Below are 20,105 nucleotides of genomic sequence, written 5' to 3' on the forward strand. Positions count from 1 at the left end.
TGACCCGACTCAGGGGCGCTGGTCGGAGAAGCGGGCCAGGACCAGCGACTCCACCACGCCCACCACCGCGTACGCCAGGATCGACACCGCCGTGACCACCACGATGTCCGCCCACACCTCGTCGTACCGGAACCCGCCGATGGCGCGCAGGATGCCGGCCCCGATGCCCTCGCCCGTGGCCAGCCACTCGGCGATGAGGGCGCCGATGATCGAGGCGGGCACCGAGATCCGGGCCGAGGCGAAGACGGAGGGCATGGCCGTCGGCACCGCGACCTTGCGCAGCACCGTGAGCCGCCCGCCCCCGTACGCCAGGACGAGGTCCGTGGCCTGAGGTGAGGCGGAGCGGAGCCCGAAGGCGATGTTGACCAGGGCGGGGAAGAACACCACGATCCCGCCGATGACGGCCACGCCGGCCAGGTCCCGGCCGAAGACGAGAGTGATCAGCGGTGTCATGACGACCAGCGGCACCGACCGGAGCAGCATGGCGACCGGCATGAACGTCTGCTCGACGGTCCTGAACAGCACGAACGCGACCGCCACCGCCATGGCGGCGACCATCCCGGCGGTGAAGCCGATGGCCGCGTCCCGGACCGTGACGCCGAGCGCCCCGAACACGGCGTCGCGGTGCGCGGCGGCGTCCGGGGCGAACAGGTAGTCCCAGACCTGCGGTGGCCGCTTGCCGACGAGCGGGCTGATGCCGAACGCCTCCAGGAACAGCCACCACCCGGCGACCACGATCAGCACGGCGGGCGCCAGCGGCCCGACGACCCGCAGCCCGGTCCGCAGCCCGGTTCTCAGCCCGGTACGTCCCGTCACAGCGCCGACCCCGATTCCGTACGGCCGGACGACCACGGGGTGACCACCCGCGCGACCAGCGCGACCACGGCGTACCCGAGCCCGGCGACCAGCCCGGCCACCAGCGCCAGCCCCCACGTGCGTGGCACCTGGAACTGCTGCTGGGAGATCATGAGCGACACCCCGAGCCCCTGGTCGTTGCTGCCCAGGTACTCCCCGATGATCGCGCCCAGCAGCGCCGACGGGGCCGAGATCCGCAGCCCGGCGAACGTGCTCGGCAGCGCCGCGATGACCTGCACGTACCGGAGCCTGGCCAGGCGCCCGCCCCCGTACACGGTGACGAGGTCGAGGCTGGCCCGGTCGGCCGAGCGGAGCCCGAGCAGGGCGCCGATGAGCGTGGTGAAGAACACCGAGACGGCGGCGAGGAACACCACGGTGGCGGGCCCGCCGAAGACGACCAGGATGATCGGCCCGATGGCGAGCAGCGGGATGCAGTAGCTGATCACGGCGAGCTGGGTGGCCACGGCTTCCAGCCGGGGGACGAGCAGGACGAGCACGGCCACGACGACGGCCAGGCCGTTGCCCCACAGGAACCCCTGGAGGGCGGCGCCGACGGTGGCGGTGACGTTGGGGCCGTAGAAGGCCCAGCCGTCGCGGGCCATGCCGGCGAGGACCTGCCACGGGGTGGGCACCGCGCCGCCGTCCGCGAAGAGGGTCGCGGCGAGCAGCCACCAGAGGCCGATGAGAGCGACGACGCCGGCCGGCCCGTGGACCCGCCTCACGTGCCGCGCCCGAGGGGCTCGGTCCGGCCGCCGCCGAACAGCAGGGCGCTGAGGTGGTCGTGGATGGCGTGGAACTCCGGCGTGCGCATCATCTCGGGCGTGCGCGGCCGGGGCAGGTCGATCTCCACCAGCTCCACGACGCGGCCGGGGCGCGGGCTCATGACGGCCACGACGTCCGACAGGAAGATCGCCTCGCCGATGCCGTGGGTGACCATGAGCGTGGTGGCGGGCTTCTCGGTCCAGATGCGCAGCAGCTCCAGGTTGAGCCGCTGCCGGGTCATGTCGTCCAGCGCGCCGAACGGCTCGTCGAGCAGCAGCACGCTGGGCTTGACCACGAGGGCGCGGGCGATGGACACGCGCTGGCGCATGCCGCCGGACAGCTCGGCCGGCCGGGCCTTCTCGAAGCCTTCGAGCCCGACCAGCTTGACCAGGTCCTCGACGGCCCCGGGCTCGGGCCGGATCCCGGCGACCTCCAGGGGCAGCCGGATGTTGGCGGTGACGCTGCGCCACGGCAGCAGCGCCGAGTCCTGGAAGGCGATGCCGAGGTGGTGGCCGCGGCGCAGCTCCTCGGGCGTCTCGCCGTTCACGCGGATCTCCCCGGTCGTGGGCCTCTCCAGACCGGCCAGGATGCGCAGCACCGTGGACTTGCCGCACCCGGACGGGCCGAGCAGCGACAGGAACGAGCCCCTGGGCGTGCTCAGGTCGACGTCGTCGACGGCGGTCAGGCCCTTGGCGAACGTCTTGCTCAGCCCCGAGATCGCGATTCCGGTCATGAGAGCTTCAGGCTCGGGTCGGCCTTGTAGACCTCGTCCAGGATCGTCAGGTCGAACAGCTGCTCGGCCTTGACGGCGAGCCCGGCCTTGCCGAGCGAGGCGATGTTCTGCTCGATCAGCTCGGGGGTCATCGTGAACAGCCCGTTGGCCTTGGCGTCGGGGGTGACGACCAGCTCGTTCTGCATCTTGGCCTCCTCGGTCTGCTCGGCGACGTCGAGGTTGAGGTCCTTGCCGTAGGTCTTGGCGGCCATCTCGGCGGACTTGGCGGGGTCGGCGACGGCGTCCTTCCAGCCCTTGATCTCCGCGGTGAGGAACGCCTTGAGCTTGTCGCGCTCAGTGTCGATGGTCTGCTGGGTGACGGTGAACGTCTCGGCGACGAGCGGCAGGCCGTGGTCGGCGAACAGCAGGTGGGCGGCGTCCACGCCCTGCATCTTCAGCCGTACGGGGCCGCTGGTGACGAAGCCGACGTAGCCGTCGAGCTGGCCGGAGGTGAGCATCGAGGGGTCGGACTGGAACGGCACGCGGGTCACACTCGCCGGGTCGATGCCGTTGGCCTTGAGCAGCGCGTTCCAGACCAGCTCGTTGGAGTCCTGGACGCCGATCCTCTTGCCGACCAGCGCCTTGGGGTCCTCGATGGGGTTCTTGGACAGGGAGACGACCGCGAACGGGTTCTTCTGGAACGTCGCGCCGACGATCTTCAGGGGGGCGCCCTGGAGGACGGCGGGCGCGGTGATGGTGGGGGCCGAGAGCCCGATCCAGCACCGGCCGGTGGTCAGGCCCGACTCGACCGAGGTGCCGGAGCCGCCACCGGACAGCAGCTCGACCTGGGAGAACCCGGCCGCCTTGAAGTAGCCCTTGCTGTCGGCGAAGTACTCGCCGGCGAACTCGACGTTCTTCTTCCACGAGAGCTGGAGCTTCACCGAGCCGAGACCACCCTCGCCGCCACCGCCGCCGGTGGAGGCGGAGTTGTCGCCACAGGCGGCCAGACCGAGCGCCAACCCGGCCAGACCGGTCGTCCGCAGGAACGCGCGACGGTCGAGGGGAGCCATGATTCTCCTTGGAGCGAGGGAGGTGCGGCGGGTGAATCCGCAGGTCAGGACGGTATACATCGATTATTACCATCATGTGACGGAATTTCGGTCATCCGGTGGTGCGTCGGGCCCTCATTGACCGCTGCAGACCGCCCCGGCCGTGCACGCAGGGGAAACCGCTCCGCGCCCGGTGCCGTGCCCTGTAGGTCCCTACGAGAGCGTCCGGGCAGGTCCGTAGATCCCTCCAGCCGCTGAAGGGCTCCGGTAGCGTCGGCGAGGAGACGAGGCTGGGACGAGAATGAGACTTGACGGAATCCTGCTCTGGGACGGCACCGAGGCGCGCGGCCCGGTGGACATCGACTGGGAGCCCGACCGCATCGGCGAGATACGGCCCGCCGCTCAGCGGCACGACGACCTGTGCGTCATCCCGGGCCTGGTCGACACGCACGTCCACCTCGTCGGGTACGCGGGCCCGCACCGGCCGCCGCCCGACTTCGCGACCTGGCCGCTCGTCACCACCCGCGACGAGCAGGTGCTGCACGGCGCCGCCCACGCCCAGCGAGCCATGCGCAACGGCGTCACGACGCTGCGCGACCTGGCCGGCGACGAGGCGCAGATCGCGCTGCGCCGCGCGTTCGACACCGGCGTGCTGCCCGGCCCGCGCGTCCAGGTCCACGGCGTCGTCGGCATGACGGCCGGCCACAACGACCTGTTCGTGCCCCCGGCGTTCCCGCAGCGCAAGCCCACGGCCGACGGCCCCGACGAGTGCCGCAAGCTCGTACGCACCTGGGCACGGGCCGGGATGGACGGCATCAAGCTCACCACCAGCGGCGGCGTGCTGTCGATCGGCGACAAGAACGCCTGGCGCAACTACACGCGCGAGGAGATCCGGGCCGTCGTCGACGAGGCGCACGCGCTCGGCATGCTCGTCGCCTCGCACGCGCACTCCGAGGACGGCATCCGCGTCGCCGCCGAGGAGGGCGTCGACTCGATCGAGCACGGCACGCTGATGAGCCGCGACCTGGCCGAGACACTGGCCGCGCGCCGCACCCCGGTCGCGCCCACGCTGCTGATCAACGAGGCCATCGCCGCCGGCCGCGTCCCGGTGACGCCCGAGGCCATGGCCAAGGCCGCCGAGCTGGTGGCCAGACGGGACGTGCTGCTCGCCGAGGCCGCCCGGCTCGGCGTGCGGTTCGTGCTCGGCACCGACGCCAACGGGCACCACGTGCAGTTCGGCGACCAGCTCGCCGAGGTCGTGCGGATGACCGAGGTGCTCGGCATGGACGCCGAGTCGGCGCTGCGCGCGGCCACCTCCGACGCGGCCGACGCGATCGGCGCGCCGGTCGGCCGGATCGCGCCGGGGCTGGGGGCCGACCTGGTCGTGCTGCGCGGCCGCCCGTGGGAGCGCATCGAGGACCTGGCCACCGAGAACATCGTGGCCGTGGTGTCACGGGGCCGGCTCGTCGCGGGCGCCCTCCCCGGCCCTCGGCCGTGACGTCACGGACCTGAGCGCCAGGTACAGGTCCGTGCGGTCACGCATCGACGACATGCGTCGCCCGGTCAGCTCCTCGATCCGCTGCATCCGGTAGCGCAACGTGTTGACGTGCACGTACAGCTCGTCCGCGGCCCGCTGCCACGACCCGCACGTCTCCAGGAACACGTCCAGCGTGCGCATCAGCTCCGAGCCGTGCCGCGCGTCGTACTCCTCCACCGGCCCGAGCACGTGCTCGCGGAACGTGCGCCGCACCCCGCCGGGCAGTCCCGCGAGCAGCAGGTCGAAGCTCGCGACGTCGGCCACGGACATCACCGAGACAGGTCCCTCGCCGTCGAGCGCCGACTCCATGCCGCGCCGCGCCGTCTCCAGCGCCTCACCGAGCTGGGACACGCTGGTGGCCGCCTCGCTGATCCCGGCCGCGATCCGCAGTCCGGGCCGCGCGGCGGCTAGGGCACGCAGCTCCTCGGTCAGGCTCTTGCGCGTCGCGCGGCCGTTGACCAGCACCACCGCCTCGTCCGGCCGCCCGCCGACGACCAGGTGCCGCCCCTTCCTGGCCAGGCCCTCGTGCAGCATGGCCGGCAGGTCGTGTCCGGCGACCCGTGCGCTCACCACCATGGCGGTGGTCGGCAGCCCGGGGTCGGCGCCCAGCAGCCGCAGGTGGGCCGAGACCTCACCGGGCGCGAGCTGCTGCGTCCCCAGCACGTCGAGCAGCGTCTGCGCGCGGGCCCGCTCGGCCCTGTGCTGCTCGGCGGCGAACCCCTCCGCGCTGACCGCCTCGGTGATCGCCCCGAACGACTGGTCCGGCGCGGCCAGCAGCAGCGGCAGCCCGCGCCGCTCGCAGGCCCGTACCAGTGCCTCGGGCAGCTCGCCGAGCACGATGAGCCCCACGACCAGCCCCGCCACGTCGCAGGCCCACAGCGCGTCGGCGAAGGTGTCGCAGTCGGACGGCTCGCCGTACCAGACGCCGCTGGTGAGCACGAGGTCGCCGGAGCGCAGGTAGCGTCGCGGGTCGGGGAGGTCGGTCGGGTAGGCCCGCCGCACCTCCCGGTCGAGCGCGTCGTGGCCGGTCACGACGGTGAGGCTCATGTCGTCACGCGCCGGCAGGTCCGCCAGCCTCATGCAACACCCCCGATTTCCCGAAATTTGATGTTATGCCAGGTCAGGGGGCAACAGTTCAGAGGTTCGCACGATACCGCGACGGCCCCCGGTCCGGTTTACTCGGTCCCATGCGCCCCAAAGCGGAACTCCACCTGCACATCGAAGGCACTCTGGAGCCGGAGCTCGTCGTCGAGCTCGCCCGGCGCAACGGCGTCGAGCTGCCCACCTTCGACACCGAGGAGATCCGCTCCCGGTACGACTTCGCCGACCTCCAGTCGTTCCTGGACGTCTACTACGACAACCTCGCGGTGCTCCGCACCGACCAGGACTTCCACGACCTCGCCGCCGCCTACCTGCGCCGCGCCGAGCAGCAGGGCGTACGGCACGCGGAGATCTTCTTCGACCCGCAGGCGCACCTGACGCGCGGCGTCCCGCTGGAGGCGGTCTTCTCCGGGCTGTCCGCGGCGTTCGACGAAAGCCCCGTGTCCACCGCCCTCATCCTGTGCTTCCTGCGCGACCGGGGCGCCGAGGAGGCCGAGACCGTGCTGCGCGCGGCGCTGCCGTACCGGGAGCGGTTCATCGGCGTGGGGCTGGACTCGGCGGAGGTGGGCCATCCGCCGTCGCTGTTCCGGCGCGTGTTCGACATCGCCGCCGGCGAGGGGCTGCGGCGCGTCGCGCACGCCGGGGAGGAGGGTGGCCCCGACTACGTGTGGGAGGCGCTGGACGTCCTCAAGGTCGAGCGCGTCGACCACGGCATCCGCGCGATGGAGGACCCGAAGCTGGTGGCGCGGCTGCGTGAGGAGCGGATCCCGCTCACGGTGTGCCCGCTGTCGAACGTGCGGCTGCGGGTCGTGCCCACGCTGCGCGACCACATCCTGCCCGCGATGCTGGACGAGGGACTGCTGGTGACGGTCAACTCCGACGACCCGGCCTACTTCGGCGGGTACGTGGAGGACAACTACCGGGCGCTGCGTGACGAGCTGGGCATGACGGACGACCAGCTCGACCGGATCGCCCGCAACTCCTTCGAGGCGTCGTTCGTCCCCGTGGACGTCCCCGCCTCCTGAGAGCCCGCCGGCGCGGGGTGCGTCCCGCGCCGGCGTCCCTGATGTCAGGCCTTGAGCCAGCTCATCATCGGGCGCAGCTTGGCGCCCGTCTTCTCGATCGGGTTGTCCGCCAGCTCCTCGCGGTAGCGCGAGAAGTCCTTCTGGCCGCCGTCGAACTCCTCGACGAGCTGCCGGGCGAACGTGCCGTCCTGGATCTCACCGAGGATGCGGCGCATCTCCTGACGGGTCTCGTCGGTGATGACGCGCGGGCCGCGGGTGTAGCCGCCGTACTCGGCGGTGTCGGACACCGACCAGTACATCTTCGAGATGCCGCCCTCGTACATGAGGTCGACGATGAGCTTCATCTCGTGCAGGCACTCGAAGTAGGCGACCTCCGGCTGGTAGCCGGCCTCGATCAACGTCTCGAAGCCCGCCTTGATCAGCTCGGACACGCCGCCGCACAGCACGGCCTGCTCGCCGAACAGGTCGGTCTCGGTCTCCTCGGTGAAGGTCGTCTTCAGCGCGCCGGCGCGGGTGCCGCCGATGCCCTTGGCGTACGACAGGGCGAGGTCGAGCGCCTTGCCGGAGGCGTCCTTCTCGACGGCGACGAGACACGGCACGCCGCGCCCCGCCTCGAACTGGCGGCGCACGAGGTGGCCGGGGCCCTTGGGGGCCACCATGCACACGTCGACGCCCTCGGGGGCCTCGATGAGGCCGTAGCGGATGTTCAGGCCGTGGCCGAAGAACAGCGCGTCACCCTCGACGAGGTTGGGCGCGACGTGCTCGGCGTACAGGTGGCGCTGGATGTGGTCCGGCGCCAGGATCATCGTCAGGTTGGCCTCTTCGACGGCCTCGGACGGGGTGAGGACGCGCAGGCCGTCGTTCTCCGCCTTCTCGCGGCTCTTGGAGCCCTCGGGAAGGCCGACGCGCACGTCGACGCCCGAGTCACGCAGGGAGAGCGCGTGGGCGTGGCCCTGGCTGCCGTACCCCAGCACGGCCACGTGACGCCCCTGGATGATCGAGAGGTCGGCCTGGTCGTCGTAGAAGATCTCGGTCACTTGCATAAAACCTTTCAGGCGGTACGGTCCAGTGCCCTGAGGGACCGGTCGGTGATGGAACGGGCTCCGCGGCCGATGGCCACCATGCCCGACTGGACGAGCTCCTTGATGCCGAACGGCTCAAGCACCCTGACGAAGGCCTCGAGCTTGTCGGTGGTGCCGGTGACCTCGATGGTCACGGCGTCGGCCGACACGTCGACGCAGCGGGCGCGGAAGAGCTGGACGAGCTCCAGCACGGAGGAGCGGTTGTCGGCGTCGGCCTTGACCTTGATCAGCATCAGCTCGCGCTGGACGCACTGGGCCGGGTCGAGCTCGACGATCTTGAGCACGTTCACCAGCTTGTTGAGCTGCTTGGTGACCTGCTCCAGCGGGAGCTCCTCCACGTTGACCACGATGGTCATGCGGGAGATGTCGTCGTGCTCCGTCTGGCCGACGGCCAGCGAGTCGATGTTGAACCCCCGTCGGCTGAACAGCGCCGACACCCTGGCCAGGACGCCGGGCTTGTTCTCCACAAGCACGGACAACGTGTGCCTGCTCATTGGTCGCTCACCGCTCCTCCTTCGCTCCGCGGGCGCTCCTGCGTCGCGACCACTCCGCTCAGTGCGTCGGGTTCGCTCCTACTCATCCTCGTTCTCCCACGTCGGCGCCATGTCACGGGCGATCTTGATGTCGTCGTTGCTGGTGCCGGCCGCCACCATCGGCCACACCATCGCGTCCGCGTGGACGACGAAGTCGATCACGACGGGCACGTCGTTGATCTCCATGGCCTTCTCGATGATGGCATCGACGTCCTCGGGCCGCTCACACCGCAGCCCCACACAACCATAGGCCTCCGCCAGCTTGACGAAGTCCGGGATGCGGCGGACGGACTGCAGGTCGGTGTTGGAGTAGCGCTTGTCGTAGAACAGGGTCTGCCACTGGCGGACCATGCCCAGGTTGCCGTTGTTGATGACGGCGATCTTGATCGGGACGCCTTCCAGGGCGCAGGTGGCGAGCTCCTGGTTGGTCATCTGGAAGCAGCCGTCGCCGTCGATGGCCCACACCGTGGCGTCGGGCCGGCCCATCTTGGCGCCCATCGCCGCCGGGACGGCGAAGCCCATCGTGCCGGCGCCGCCCGAGTTGATGAACGTCCCCGGGTTCTCGTACTGGACGAACTGCGAGGCCCACATCTGGTGCTGGCCGACACCCGCCACGTAGAAGGCGTCGGGCCCGACGATCGCGCTCAGCCGCTCGATGACGTACTGCGGCGCCAGCGAGCCGTCCTCGTACTCGTCGTAGCCCAGCGGGTAGGTCTTCTTGTAGCCGTTGAGCAGCGCCCACCAGGCGGCGTAGTCGCCCTGCTGGCCGGACGCCTCGATGGCGGCGACGAGGTCGCCGATGACCTCCTTGCAGTCGCCGACGATCGGGACGTCGGCGTGGCGGTTCTTGGAGATCTCGGCCGGGTCGATGTCGGCGTGGACCACCTTGGCGTCGGGTGCGAACGACGCCAGGTCACCGGTCACCCGGTCGTCGAAGCGCACACCGAGGCCGATGATCAGGTCCGACTTCTGCAGCGCGCCCACCGCGGCCACGGTGCCGTGCATGCCGGGCATGCCCATGTGCTGCGGGTGGCTGTCGGGGAACGTGCCGCGCGCCATCAGCGTGGTCACCACGGGGATCTCGGTCAGCTCGGCCAGCCGGCGCAGCTCGGCAGCGGCCCCCGCCTTGTGGACGCCGCCGCCCACGTACAGCACCGGACGCCGGGCCTCGGCGATCAGCTTGGCGGCCTCGCGGATCTGCTTGGAGTGGGGACGGGTGACGGGACGGTAGCCGGGCAGCTGCATGACCGGCGGCCACGAGAAGGTGGTCTCGGCCTGCAGGGCGTCCTTGGAGATGTCCACCAGCACGGGTCCGGGACGGCCGGTGGAGGCGATGTGGAACGCCTCCATGATCGTGCGGCCGATCTCGGCCGGGTCGGTCACCAGGAAGTTGTGCTTGGTGATCGGCATCGTGATGCCGGAGATGTCGGCCTCCTGGAAGGCGTCGGTCCCGATCGCCTTGCTGGCCACCTGCCCGGTGATCGCCACGATCGGCACGGAGTCCATGTAGGCGTCGGCCAGCGGGGTCACCAGGTTGGTGGCGCCGGGGCCGCTGGTCGCCATGCAGACGCCGACGCGGCCGGTCGCCTGGGCGTAGCCCTCGGCGGCGTGACCGGCGCCCTGCTCGTGCCGTACGAGCACGTGCCGGACCTTGGTCGAGTCGTAGAGGGGATCGTAGGCCGGGAGGATGGCGCCGCCCGGGATCCCGAACACGGTGTCGACTCCGACGTGCTCCAGAGCCCTGACGAGGGCCTGTGCACCTGTCATCCGTTCGGTCATCGGCTCGTTCCTTGCGTGGCTGTCTCTTGAGGACATAAAAAATGCCCCTGCCCCACCGTCAGGCGGGACCAAGGGGCGGCGCGCAGGTCGTCGTGCTTCGCTAACGGCCTGCGCGCCGGCGAAGTACTACGAGGATCTGCATGCGAAGCATGGCCTCACCATAGCCGCCCATCGCGGGTTCATGTCAACTTGATGGGACGCGTGTCTCAAACAGTGAGACTGGTCCTCATCAGCGAGTCCACTCCGCGGGCGGCCATCGGCCTGGCCACGAGGAAGCCCTGGCCACGGGTGCAGCCCATCTCACGCAGCAGTTCGAGCTGCTCCGGCCGCTCGATGCCCTCGGCCACCACGATGAGGCCGAGGTCGTGGCCGAGCCGGACGATGGTCCGGGTGAGCAGGGTGAGCGTGTCGTCGCGGCCCAGGCCGGACACGAAGGACGGGTCGATCTTGATCATGTCCACCGGGAGCTGCCGGAGGAACGCCAGCGACGCGTACCCGGTGCCGAAGTCGTCGATCGCCAGGCGCACGCCGAGGGCGCGCAGCTCCGACAGGCGCCGGATGGTCTCGTCGGCGTCCTCGACGAGCATCTCCTCGATGACTTCGAGGGTGAGCGCCGAGGCGGGCAGCCCGCTCTCGGTCAGCGCCTCCTCGACGGTCTCCACGAAGCGCGGCGCGGTGATCTGCCGGGCCGACAGGTTGACCGACAGGCCGATGTCCCAGGAGGAGGCCCGCCAGGCGGCCACCTCGCGGCACGCCTCGCGCAGGATCCACTCGCTCAGCGGCACGATCAGCCCGGTGTCCTCGGCGGGGCCGAGGAACTGCTCGGGCGGCACGAACACCGAGCCGCGCCACCAGCGCACCAGCGCCTCGACGGCGGTCACGCGGGAGGTGGCGAGGTCGACGACCGGCTGGTACTCGATCGCGAACTGCTGCTCGATGAGCGCCCGCTGGAGGTCGGCGGCCAGCTCCAGCCGGCGCACCACGTCGGTGTGCATCTGCGCGGCGAACACCTCGACCCGGCGCCCGCCCAGCTCCTTGGCCCGCGCCATCGCCACGTCGGCGTTGCGGATCAGGTCGCCGGAGGGCATCTCGTCCTCGGCGAAGGCGACGCCCACGCTGGCGGTCAGCGCCACGTCGCGGTCGGCCACCCGGAACGGCTCCTGGGAGACCTCCCGCAGCAGCCGCTCGGCCAGGTCGACGGCGAGCTGCGCCTCTCCCCCGGTCTCCACGAGCACCGCGAACTCGTCGCCACCCCACCGGGCGAGCGTGTCGTCGGCCCGTACGGCGCCGCGCAGCCGCCGGGCGGCCTGACCGAGCAGGTAGTCGCCGCTGGCGTGGCCCACGGAGTCGTTGACCGAGGTGAACCCGTCGAGGTCGAGGAAGATGACCGCGACCTGGCCGGCGCGCCCGGAGAGCACCTCCCGGGTGCGCTCCTCGAAGTAGGCGCGGTTGGGCAGCCCGGTGACGCCGTCGTGGAAGGTCAGGTGGGCGACCCGGTTGCGCAGGGCCTCCTCGTCGCTCACGTCGCGGGTGGTGACGAGCAGCAGGTCCTCGCCGCCCACGTGGCGGGTGGCGACCGACTCGGTGGGCCGCCAGGTGCCGTCGGCGGCCCGTACCCGGCAGGCGATGAGGCAGGCGCCGGGGCTCGCGCCGTCGTCGTCGAGGCCCATCGCGCGCAGCGCCGCCTGGATGCCGGGGACGTCCTCGGGGTGGATGTACTCGAAGATCGTGCCGCCCACCAGCTCGTCGGGGCGGTAACCGTAGGTGACCTCGACGCCGGCGCCGATCTCCCGCACGATGCCCTCGTAGTCGCAGACCAGCACCACGTCGCCGGTGCTCTCGGCCAGCTCGCGCAGCTGGCGGTCGCCCAGGGCGGCCAGGCGGCGCAGCCGGCCGTTGGCGCCCGACAGCACGAACACGCGGAAGAGCAGCAGCAGGACGGCGGAGCCGGCGAGCACCACGACGCCGGTCACGGGCGCGAGCTGGCGCGCGCCCGCCAGGTGGGCGAGCAGCGTGCAGGTGGCCACGCCGACGAGCACGAGCGGCACGAGCGCGATCACGTTGCCGAAGGACGCGCCGGCGGGCGGCGGGTCCTGCTCGCGCGCGGCCCAGGGCACGGCGGCCAGCAGCAGGAACGCCATGGGCGCCGGCATGACGCTCCACAGGGGCGGCGCGGCGTCGGTCAGCCGGGCGACGGCCTCGGCGATCCCGGCGACCGTGGTCGTGGCCAGCACCCCCACCCCGGCCGCCGCCAGCGGCGCCGACCGGCCCCTGAACGCCGACGGCACCGCGGCGCAGGTCACGAGCAGCGCCAGCATCGGGGGGAGCATGGTGAAGGTGAACGTCGCGGGATCGGCCTGCTCGTACACCCTGCGCAGGGCGACCACCCAGCCGATCAGGAACAGCGAGACGGCGCACAGGTAGGAGTCCGTGACGAGCCGTAACACGACGGTCCCCGGCAGGGAGCGGCCGCTCGCGATGAGCGCGCCGCCGGCCAGCAGGACGGTGCCGAGCAGGACCAGCAGGTCCGCGAAGCTCACCATGAGGCCGGTGTTCTCGGCGACCGGACGCAGGGCCACGCCCCCGGCCCAGACGACGGCGCCGCCGCCCATCCAGCGGGTGCCCGTCGCCGCGAGGCGGTGGTCGTTCAGCCGTGCCGAGGTGGTGAGCAGGGAGACGGCGGCGAGCAGCGCCGCGAGGACACCGGCGACCGCGCCGGTCACCGAGGCCGGACCGCCCGCAAGGAGCGCAGCCGCGAACCCAGCGGCACCGGTCGCCGCGGCGGCGGTCAGCGGTGCACGTGGATCACGCCAGCGGATCACAGTCGTCGCCCATCCCGTCTCGAACTCGCTCAGTGACCGCCGAAGGCCGCCGGCCACATCGCCAGTGTGTGCGCTCGCGCGGGCCCGGGTGGTGACAACGCCGATGTCGTCACCGATCTGATAACCGCGCGGACCAATCTGCTCCGAGAACTTACTTGACAGTGAGTCAGGAATCTTAGGTAGAAGCAACCGTACGCACCGAAGGTCACGGTGCAGCCACTTTCCGGATTCCTCTCAGTACGCGTCGGTGATGACGTTGTTGAGGGGCTCACCTGCGAGATGACGCAGGAGCTGGGAGCGGAGCAGGCGCAGCAGCCGCCGCCCGGAGGCGGGGGTGCTGCCCGCGACGTGCGGGGTGATCAGCACGCCGGGAGCGCTCCACAGGGGATGGCCGGCGGGCAGCGGCTCCGGCGCGGTCACGTCGAGCGCGGCGCGCAGCCGCCCGGTCTTCAGCTCGGCCACCAGCGCGTCGGTGTCGACGACCCCGCCGCGGGCCGCGTTGACCAGCACGGCGCCGTCCTTCATCCGGGCCAGGAACGCCGGGTCGACCATGCCCGCCGTATCGGGGGTGGCGGGCACGAGCAGGACGACCACGTCCGCCTCGGGGAGCAGGGCGGGCAGCTCGTCCATGCCGTGGACCCTGCCCCGGGCGCCGTCGCGGGCGGTGCGGGCCACGCGGACGACGTCCACCTCGAAGCCGTCGAGGCGCCGCTCCAGGGCGGCGCCGATGGAGCCGTAGCCGACGATCAGCACGGTCGCGTCGGCCAGCACGCCCGTGTGGTGGTAGGTCCACTCGCCGCGTCGCTGCGCGTCCACGAACCCGGGGAACTCGCGCAGCACCGCGATCATCGCGCCGACCGCCCACTCGGCCGTGCCCGCGTCGTGGACGCCGCGCGCGTTGCACAGCACCGCGCCCTCCGGCACGTGCGGCCGGTACGGCTCCACGCCGGCGGTCACCGTCTGCAGCAGGCGCAGGGACGTCATCCGCGCCAGGATCCCCGGCACGTCGGCCACCGTGACGAGCGGCGGGATCCAGACCTCGACCTCCTCGACGCCCTCCGGCAGCGGTCCCGAGCCGTCGAACACGGCGCACTCCACGCCGGGCAGGTCGGACAGGACATCGGCCACCGCGTCGGAAGGAACCCAGATCCTCATGCCGAGAACCTTACGACCCGGGGGGAAGTATGAACCACATGAGGAAGCTCAGGAAGATCCTTCTGGTGGCGGGCCTGGCGGCGGCCGTAGGAGCGTGCTCGGGCACGGGCGGGGCGGCGGGCGTGGCGGCGGAGTCCGGCGTGGCAGCGCCGTCGGGGGCCGCCTCCCCGCCGGGCGACGCGGCCGTGCCGGGCGGGCCGCGCACGGTCGCCCGCGACCTGGCGGTGCCGTGGGGGATGGCGTTCCTGCCGGGCGGCGACGCCCTGGTCACCGAGCGGGACTCGGCGCGGCTGGTGCGGGTCACGCCGCAGGGCCGCGTCACCGAGGTGGCCACCGTGCAGGGCGTGGAGCCCGACGGCGAGGGCGGGCTGATGGGTGTGGCGGTGAAGGGCGAGCAGGTGTTCCTGTACTACACCGCGGCCCAGGACAACCGGATCGTCCGCTACCGCTTCGCCGGCGGCCGGCTGAGCGAGCCGAAGGTGATCGTCCAGGGCATCCCGAAGGGCGTCATCCACAACGGCGGCCGGCTCGCGTTCGGCCCCGACGGCTACCTGTACGCCACCACGGGCGAGACCGGCGACCGCGGCCTCGCCCAGCGGCGCGACTCCCTCGGCGGCAAGATCCTGCGCATGACCACGGACGGCGCGCCCGCGCCGGGCAACCCGTTCGGCACGCTCGTGTACAGCCTCGGCCACCGCAACGTGCAGGGGCTCGCCTGGGACCCCTCGGGCCGTCTGTACGCCTCGGAGTTCGGGCAGAACACCTGGGACGAGCTCAACCTCGTCAAGCCGGGCGCCAACTACGGCTGGCCGGAGGTGGAGGGCCGCGGCGACGACCCGCGCTTCACCAATCCGGTGCTGGTCTGGCCCACCTCCGACGCCTCGCCGTCGGGCCTGGCCTACGCCGGCGGGTCGCTGTGGATGGGCGCGCTGCGCGGGCAGCGGCTCTGGCAGGTGCCGCTGGGCGCCGACGGCTCGGTGGGGCGGCCGGTGGCCCGCTTCACGGACAGGTACGGCCGGCTGCGCGGGGTGGCGGCGGCCCCCGGTGGAGCGCTGTGGGTGTCGACCAGCAACAAGGACGGGCGCGGCTCGCCCCGGCGGGGCGACGACCGCATCCTGTCGGTGCCGCTCCGCATCCCGTAGAGCCGGGCGGGTCCCGTCACTCGGCGGCGCAGATCACCTGGGCCTGGGGGCGGTACTTGGTGGTCTGCTTGCGGTCGCGCTTGACCTCTTTGCCGTCCTTGAAGAACACCCGCGTGACGTCGACCGTGAAGCCCTGCACGCCGGCGGTCGGCACGCACGCCGGGTCGCTGCTGGTCTGGGTGCGGAACGGGGTGAAGTCCCGCTTCTCCGACTCGATCGCCTGGATCTTGTCGTAGCGCCGGGTGCTCCACAGCGTGACCGTGACGGACGTGCCCGTCGTGGCGGTCTTGATGAGCACCCCGTGGTCGGAGTCGTTGCGCCACTTCAGGTCCCGGTCCGGGTAGAGCAGCGCCGCGTCGCGGCCGGCGGGGTACCGCACGGCGTAGTAGTCCATCGGCGTGCGCTCGACGTCCTCGAACCCGGCGAAGTACGCCGCGTTGTAGAGGGTCGTGGCGAACTGGGAGACGCCGCCGCCGACGATGTTGACGAGCCGGCCGCCGACGATCTGTCCCGCCTCCACGTAGCCGCCCTCGCGGGTGCGCTCCCCCGTGGCGTCGTTCAGCGAGAACGTCTGGCCCGGCCGGACCACGCGGCCGTCGAGCTGGGCGGCCATCCGCTGGATGTTGGTGGCCCGGGGCTGGCAGCACTCGAACGTGGTGGTGAACTCGCCGACGTTCTCCTTGATGCCGAGGCCGCTCACCTGGCTCGTCGCCACCTCGGGCTTGACCGTGGCGAGCTTCACCGGGACGACGCGGCTGCCCTGTCCGGCGACGACCCGGGCCACGTCGGCGGCGAGGCGGTCGGGGTCCACTCCCCTGCCGGTGCGGGCCGGGACGAGGACGGGCTTGCCGTTCACGATGTCGTAGGTGGCGTCGCGGGGCGCCTGCGCCTCGTCGATGAGGCCGCTCTCCACGGTGGCGAGGGCCTTCTCGGCGTCGAAGCGGGGGGTCAGCTCGCCGTCCTCGGAGTCCTCGCCGACGGCGAAGGTGAGGTTGGCGGCGATCATCGCGGGCGGGATCTGGGCCTGCCTGCCGTTCAGGGCGAGGGTGATGGGGGCCGCGACGGCCTGCTCGGCCAGGGCCTTGGCCTTGGCGACGGTCTCGGGGGTGCTCTCGGGCTTGGCGGGCCGCAGGGTGAGGGGGGCCAGCTCGCGGCCGGCGCGGAAGGCGGCGTCGATGGCGCGGACCGCGTCGTCCCGGTCGAGGAGCACGCCGTCGCGCGGCTCCGTCGCGACCGGCCGCAGCCCGTCGAAGGTGACCCGGCCCTCGCGCGGCACCTTGTCGTGGCTCTCGGCGAGCCCCTCGACGGTCCGGGTGAGCTGGGCGACGTCGATGGTGACCTTCGGCTCCAGGTCGACGGTCCCGGTCAGGCCCCGCCACACGTCGACGGGGCTGGGGAAGCCGCTGCGCGCCTGGCCGATCGTGCCGACCACGTCGAGCTCCAGCCCGGCCTCGTCGGCCTGGATGATCTCCTTCTGGCCGCCGATGTCCACGGTGACGGGCTTGTTGAGCTTGACGGCCAGCCGGTCGCGGAGCCTGTCGGCCGCCTGGGTGACGGTCAGGCCGCCGATGTCCACGCCGCCGACCCGGGTGCCGCGTAAGACGGAGCCCGACATCAGCACGGCGGGCACCAGGTACGCGAGCACGGCCAGCGCCACGACGACCAGCAGGAGGGCGGGCAGCAGGCGGCCGCGGCGGGGCGGCTCGGGGTCGAGGAGGGAGGGTGGGCGCTCGGGCTGTTCCGGCAGCTCGGGCATGCCGAAGACGGGGCCGCGCGGCGGGTCCACCCGGGTACGGCTCACCGGCCACGGCTGCACGGGGGCCGCCATCGGTGGCAGCGCGCTCTTGCCGCCGGGGGTGCCGTCGCCGTTGGGGGCGCCGTCCGGCGAGCCGTTCGCGGGGCCGCCAGGTCCGGGGGCCGGCGCGGTGCGGGGCTCCGGCGGCACGGGCGGTCCGGTGGGGCCGAAGATGTCCCGGGACACTCCGGGGGGCAGGCCCTCGATCCGCGGTTTCCTGCTCGTGGTGCCCGAACTGGGCAGGGGCACCGACGAGAAGGGATCGGTCGGCGAGTCGATCGGCCCGGCGTTACGCACGCCTCAATCTCCTCCCGCTCCGCAGCCACATCTTCAGGCAACAGTAAGGCACGAGCATGGGGATATGTCGCGGAATACGGCTACGGAAGGGTGTCATCCTCTCCACTGGTAGCGATGTTCGGGGCGACCGGCGCTGCCGTACCGGGGTCTCAGCTCGGCCCGGCCCTCCGCGCACAGGAACTCCAGGTAACGACGGGCGCTGACCCGCGACAGGCCCGCCAGCTCGGCGGCCTCGGCCGCCGACAGGTCGCCGCCCGCCTCGCGCAATGTCTCGGCGACCAGGGCGCAGGTGGCCGGCGACAGGCCCTTGGGCAGGGACGCGGCCGAGGTCGGCGTGCCGAAGAGCCGGTCCACGTCGTCCTGCCGCGCCTCGGGGCCGATGGAGGTGAGCCGCCTGCGGGTCTCGGCGTACTGCCGGAGCCGCTCGGCCAGGGCGTCCGCGGTGAACGGCTTGATCAGGTAGTTGACCGCGCCGCGGCGCATGGACTCCTTGACGGTCGGCACGTCGCGGGCGGCGCTGATCACCAGCGCGTCGGTGTCGCGCAGGTCCTTGAGCACGTCCAGGCCGGACATGTCGGGCAGGTAGATGTCGAGCAGGACGAGGTCGGGCCGGTGCCGGGCGGCCTCGGCCAGCGCGTCCGCGCCGGTGTGCGCGGTCGCGACCACCCGGAAGCCGGGGATCCGCGCCACGTAGCCGCTGTGGATGCGCGCCACCATGAAGTCGTCGTCCACGACCAGCACGCGCAGCTCCGCCCCGTCGTCGCCGGTCCCGGCCGTGCCGGCGTCCCGCCGGTCATCGCCGCCGCGTGTCATCGCGCCACCGCCTCCACCTGGGACGGCAGCAGGGCCGTGAAGACCGCGCCCCGCTCGTTGCGCACCTTGACCCAGCCGCCCCTGCGCAGGCATGCCTGCCGGGTCAGCGCCAGGCCCAGCCCGCGCGGCCCCGAGTGGGCGGCCTTGGTGGTGAATCCCTCCCGGAACACCTCCTCCACCAGGTCCGGCGCGATGCCGGGGCCGGAGTCGCCCACCCGCACCCGCAGACCGTCCGCGTCGGCCCGTACCGACACCTCGATCGTGCCGGGCGCTCCGTCGAGCGCGTCGATCGCGTTGCCCACCAGGTTGCCGACCACCAGGACGGCGTCCCGCGGGTCGCCGAGCGACCCCTCGGGCACCGCCGAGTCGTCGGACAGCACCAGCCGCGCTCCGCGCTCGCCCGCCTCGGCCGACTTGGCCAGCAGCAGCGCCGCGAGCGTCGGCTCCTGGACCCGCTCGCGCAGGTCGGCGGCGTAGGCGGCGCCGGTGCCTCGGGTGATGAAGCCGATCGCGGCGTCGTGCTCTCCCAGCTCCAGCAGCCCGACGACCGTGTGCATGCGGTTGGCGAACTCGTGCGCCTGGGCCCGCAGCGCCTCGGTGGCGCTGCTGGTGTCGTCCAGCTCGCGGGCCAGGCGTACCAGCTCGGTGCGGTCGCGCAGGGTCACCACCCAGCCCCGGTGCTGGCCGCGTACGGACACGGGGGTGCGGTTGAGCACGAGCACGCGGTCGCCGTGCAGCACGATCCGGTCCTCACCGGGGTCGGCGCCGCCGAGCACGTCGCGCATGCGGTCGGAGACCGGCATGCTCCCCAGGTCCTGCCCCACGTCGCCGAGCAGCTCGCGGGCGGCGTCGTTGACCAGCGTCACCCTGCCGGTGAGGTCGAGGGCGAGCACGCCCTCCTTCACGCCGTGCAGGACGCCCTCGCGCTGCTCCAGCAGCGCGGCGATCTCGGCGGGCTCCAGCCCGAACGTCTGCCTGCGCACCCGCGCGGTGATCAGCCCCGCCAGGGCGAGCCCCGCCACCAGGACGGCCAGCGCGGTCCACAGCAACGGCGGCAGCGCGCCGGCGAGCTGGCCGGTGACCGTGGTCTCCAGCACCCCCACCGACACCAGGCCGATGACCTCGCCGTACTCGTCGAAGACCGGCGCCTTGCCGCGCACCGTGGTGCCGATGGTGCCCGTCTCGGTGCCGACCCAGCTTCGGCCCGTGGTGAGCACGGCGGTGCCGTCGGTGGACAGCTTGCGGCCGATGAGCGCGGTGTTGGGGTGGGCGTAGCGGGTCTGCTCGCGGTTGGCGATCACCACGTAGTCGGCGCCGGTGGAGTGCTGGACGCTGGCCGCGAGCGGCTGGAGCACCGTCTCGGGGTTCTTGAGGTCGAAGGCGTCGCGCACCTGCGGGAGCGCGGCCACGGACTGGGCGATGGCCAGCGCCCGCTGCTGGTGCAGCGCGTCGAGCTGGTCGCGCGTGTGCTCGGCCCACACGCCGGCGGTGCCCCCGACGGCGAGCAGCACGATCACCATCTGGAGCACGAAGAGCTGCGTCCCCAGGGACGCGTCACGTACCCGTCTCACCCGACTCATGGAAACACCCGCAGGTCACAGGCGGGTAGCGACCAAAAAGACCTAAACGACGACTATCGGATAAAG

At 72.2% G+C, this 20,105-nt stretch carries 16 protein-coding genes; 3 read left to right on the forward strand and 13 right to left on the reverse strand.

Features of this window, described 5'->3' with window-relative positions; genetic code table 11:
- Positions 1 to 9: 9 nt before the first annotated feature.
- Genes ACIBG4_RS13090 through ACIBG4_RS13105 form a run of 4 tightly spaced genes read right to left on the reverse strand, consistent with a single transcriptional unit; the run spans position 10 to position 3,399 of the window.
- Positions 10 to 816, reverse strand: a complete 807-nt coding sequence (locus ACIBG4_RS13090) for an ABC transporter permease subunit (protein WP_355440229.1) — start codon at positions 814 to 816, stop codon at positions 10 to 12.
- Positions 813 to 1,577, reverse strand: a complete 765-nt coding sequence (locus ACIBG4_RS13095; RefSeq protein ID WP_310708748.1) for an ABC transporter permease subunit — start codon at positions 1,575 to 1,577, stop codon at positions 813 to 815. The genes ACIBG4_RS13090 and ACIBG4_RS13095 overlap by 4 nt, the downstream gene beginning before the upstream one ends.
- Entirely contained in the window at positions 1,574 to 2,350 is a 777-nt protein-coding gene (locus ACIBG4_RS13100) for an ABC transporter ATP-binding protein (protein ID WP_310708747.1), read from the reverse strand. The genes ACIBG4_RS13095 and ACIBG4_RS13100 overlap by 4 nt, the downstream gene beginning before the upstream one ends.
- Positions 2,347 to 3,399 carry an ABC transporter substrate-binding protein gene (locus ACIBG4_RS13105; protein ID WP_397201986.1) on the reverse strand — a complete coding sequence of 351 codons (1,053 nt, stop codon included), beginning with the start codon at positions 3,397 to 3,399 and terminating at the stop codon, positions 2,347 to 2,349. The genes ACIBG4_RS13100 and ACIBG4_RS13105 overlap by 4 nt, the downstream gene beginning before the upstream one ends.
- Before the next feature lie 280 nt (positions 3,400 to 3,679).
- On the opposite strand from ACIBG4_RS13105, the gene ACIBG4_RS13110 reads away from it, so the two are divergent.
- Positions 3,680 to 4,876, forward strand: coding sequence for an amidohydrolase family protein (locus ACIBG4_RS13110; RefSeq protein ID WP_397201987.1), 1,197 nt, complete (start codon positions 3,680 to 3,682; stop codon positions 4,874 to 4,876).
- Here ACIBG4_RS13110 and ACIBG4_RS13115 read toward each other — a convergent pair.
- Positions 4,829 to 5,995, reverse strand: coding sequence for a PucR family transcriptional regulator (locus ACIBG4_RS13115; RefSeq protein ID WP_397201988.1), 1,167 nt, complete (start codon positions 5,993 to 5,995; stop codon positions 4,829 to 4,831). The genes ACIBG4_RS13110 and ACIBG4_RS13115 overlap by 48 nt on opposite strands.
- Before the next feature lie 107 nt (positions 5,996 to 6,102).
- Between ACIBG4_RS13115 and ACIBG4_RS13120 the strand changes: the two genes are divergently transcribed.
- The gene (locus ACIBG4_RS13120; protein WP_397201989.1) at positions 6,103 to 7,041 is read left to right on the forward strand and encodes an adenosine deaminase; all 939 of its coding nucleotides are present in this window, start codon (positions 6,103 to 6,105) and stop codon (positions 7,039 to 7,041) included.
- Positions 7,042 to 7,085: 44 nt separating this feature from the next.
- Here ACIBG4_RS13120 and ilvC read toward each other — a convergent pair whose 3' ends face one another.
- The 5 genes from ilvC to ACIBG4_RS13145 form a co-directional block, all read right to left on the reverse strand.
- Positions 7,086 to 8,069 (reverse strand): ketol-acid reductoisomerase, encoded by a 984-nt coding sequence (ilvC, locus tag ACIBG4_RS13125; protein WP_310708880.1) that lies wholly within the window; start codon positions 8,067 to 8,069, stop codon positions 7,086 to 7,088.
- 23 nt (positions 8,070 to 8,092) lie between these two features.
- On the reverse strand, positions 8,093 to 8,617 hold the full coding sequence (gene ilvN, locus ACIBG4_RS13130; RefSeq protein ID WP_310708742.1) for an acetolactate synthase small subunit: 525 nt from the start codon (positions 8,615 to 8,617) through the stop codon (positions 8,093 to 8,095).
- A gap of 78 nt (positions 8,618 to 8,695) precedes the next feature.
- Entirely contained in the window at positions 8,696 to 10,471 is a 1,776-nt protein-coding gene (locus ACIBG4_RS13135; protein ID WP_310708741.1) for an acetolactate synthase large subunit, read from the reverse strand.
- Positions 10,472 to 10,641: 170 nt separating this feature from the next.
- Positions 10,642 to 13,314 (reverse strand): putative bifunctional diguanylate cyclase/phosphodiesterase, encoded by a 2,673-nt coding sequence (locus ACIBG4_RS13140; protein ID WP_397201990.1) that lies wholly within the window; start codon positions 13,312 to 13,314, stop codon positions 10,642 to 10,644.
- A gap of 177 nt (positions 13,315 to 13,491) precedes the next feature.
- The gene (locus tag ACIBG4_RS13145) at positions 13,492 to 14,412 is read right to left on the reverse strand and encodes a 2-hydroxyacid dehydrogenase (RefSeq protein WP_397201991.1); all 921 of its coding nucleotides are present in this window, start codon (positions 14,410 to 14,412) and stop codon (positions 13,492 to 13,494) included.
- 29 nt (positions 14,413 to 14,441) lie between these two features.
- Between ACIBG4_RS13145 and ACIBG4_RS13150 the strand changes: the two genes are divergently transcribed.
- A complete protein-coding gene (locus ACIBG4_RS13150) occupies positions 14,442 to 15,554 on the forward strand; it encodes a PQQ-dependent sugar dehydrogenase (RefSeq protein ID WP_397201992.1) in 1,113 nt (370 codons plus the stop codon).
- Positions 15,555 to 15,570: 16 nt separating this feature from the next.
- On the opposite strand, the gene ACIBG4_RS13155 is transcribed toward ACIBG4_RS13150, so the two are convergent.
- The 3 genes from ACIBG4_RS13155 to ACIBG4_RS13165 all read right to left on the reverse strand — a co-directional run bounded on the left by ACIBG4_RS13155 (position 15,571) and on the right by ACIBG4_RS13165 (position 20,039).
- A complete protein-coding gene (locus ACIBG4_RS13155; protein WP_397201993.1) occupies positions 15,571 to 17,646 on the reverse strand; it encodes a VanW family protein in 2,076 nt (691 codons plus the stop codon).
- Between the two features lie 93 nt (positions 17,647 to 17,739).
- On the reverse strand, positions 17,740 to 18,459 hold the full coding sequence (locus ACIBG4_RS13160; RefSeq protein WP_397201994.1) for a response regulator: 720 nt from the start codon (positions 18,457 to 18,459) through the stop codon (positions 17,740 to 17,742).
- Positions 18,456 to 20,039, reverse strand: a complete 1,584-nt coding sequence (locus ACIBG4_RS13165) for an ATP-binding protein (protein WP_397201995.1) — start codon at positions 20,037 to 20,039, stop codon at positions 18,456 to 18,458. Before ACIBG4_RS13165 ends, ACIBG4_RS13160 begins: the two co-directional genes overlap by 4 nt.
- Positions 20,040 to 20,105 lie beyond the last annotated feature (66 nt).

The organism is Nonomuraea sp. NPDC050383, from assembly GCF_044459125.1.
Taxonomy (GTDB): domain Bacteria; phylum Actinomycetota; class Actinomycetes; order Streptosporangiales; family Streptosporangiaceae; genus Nonomuraea.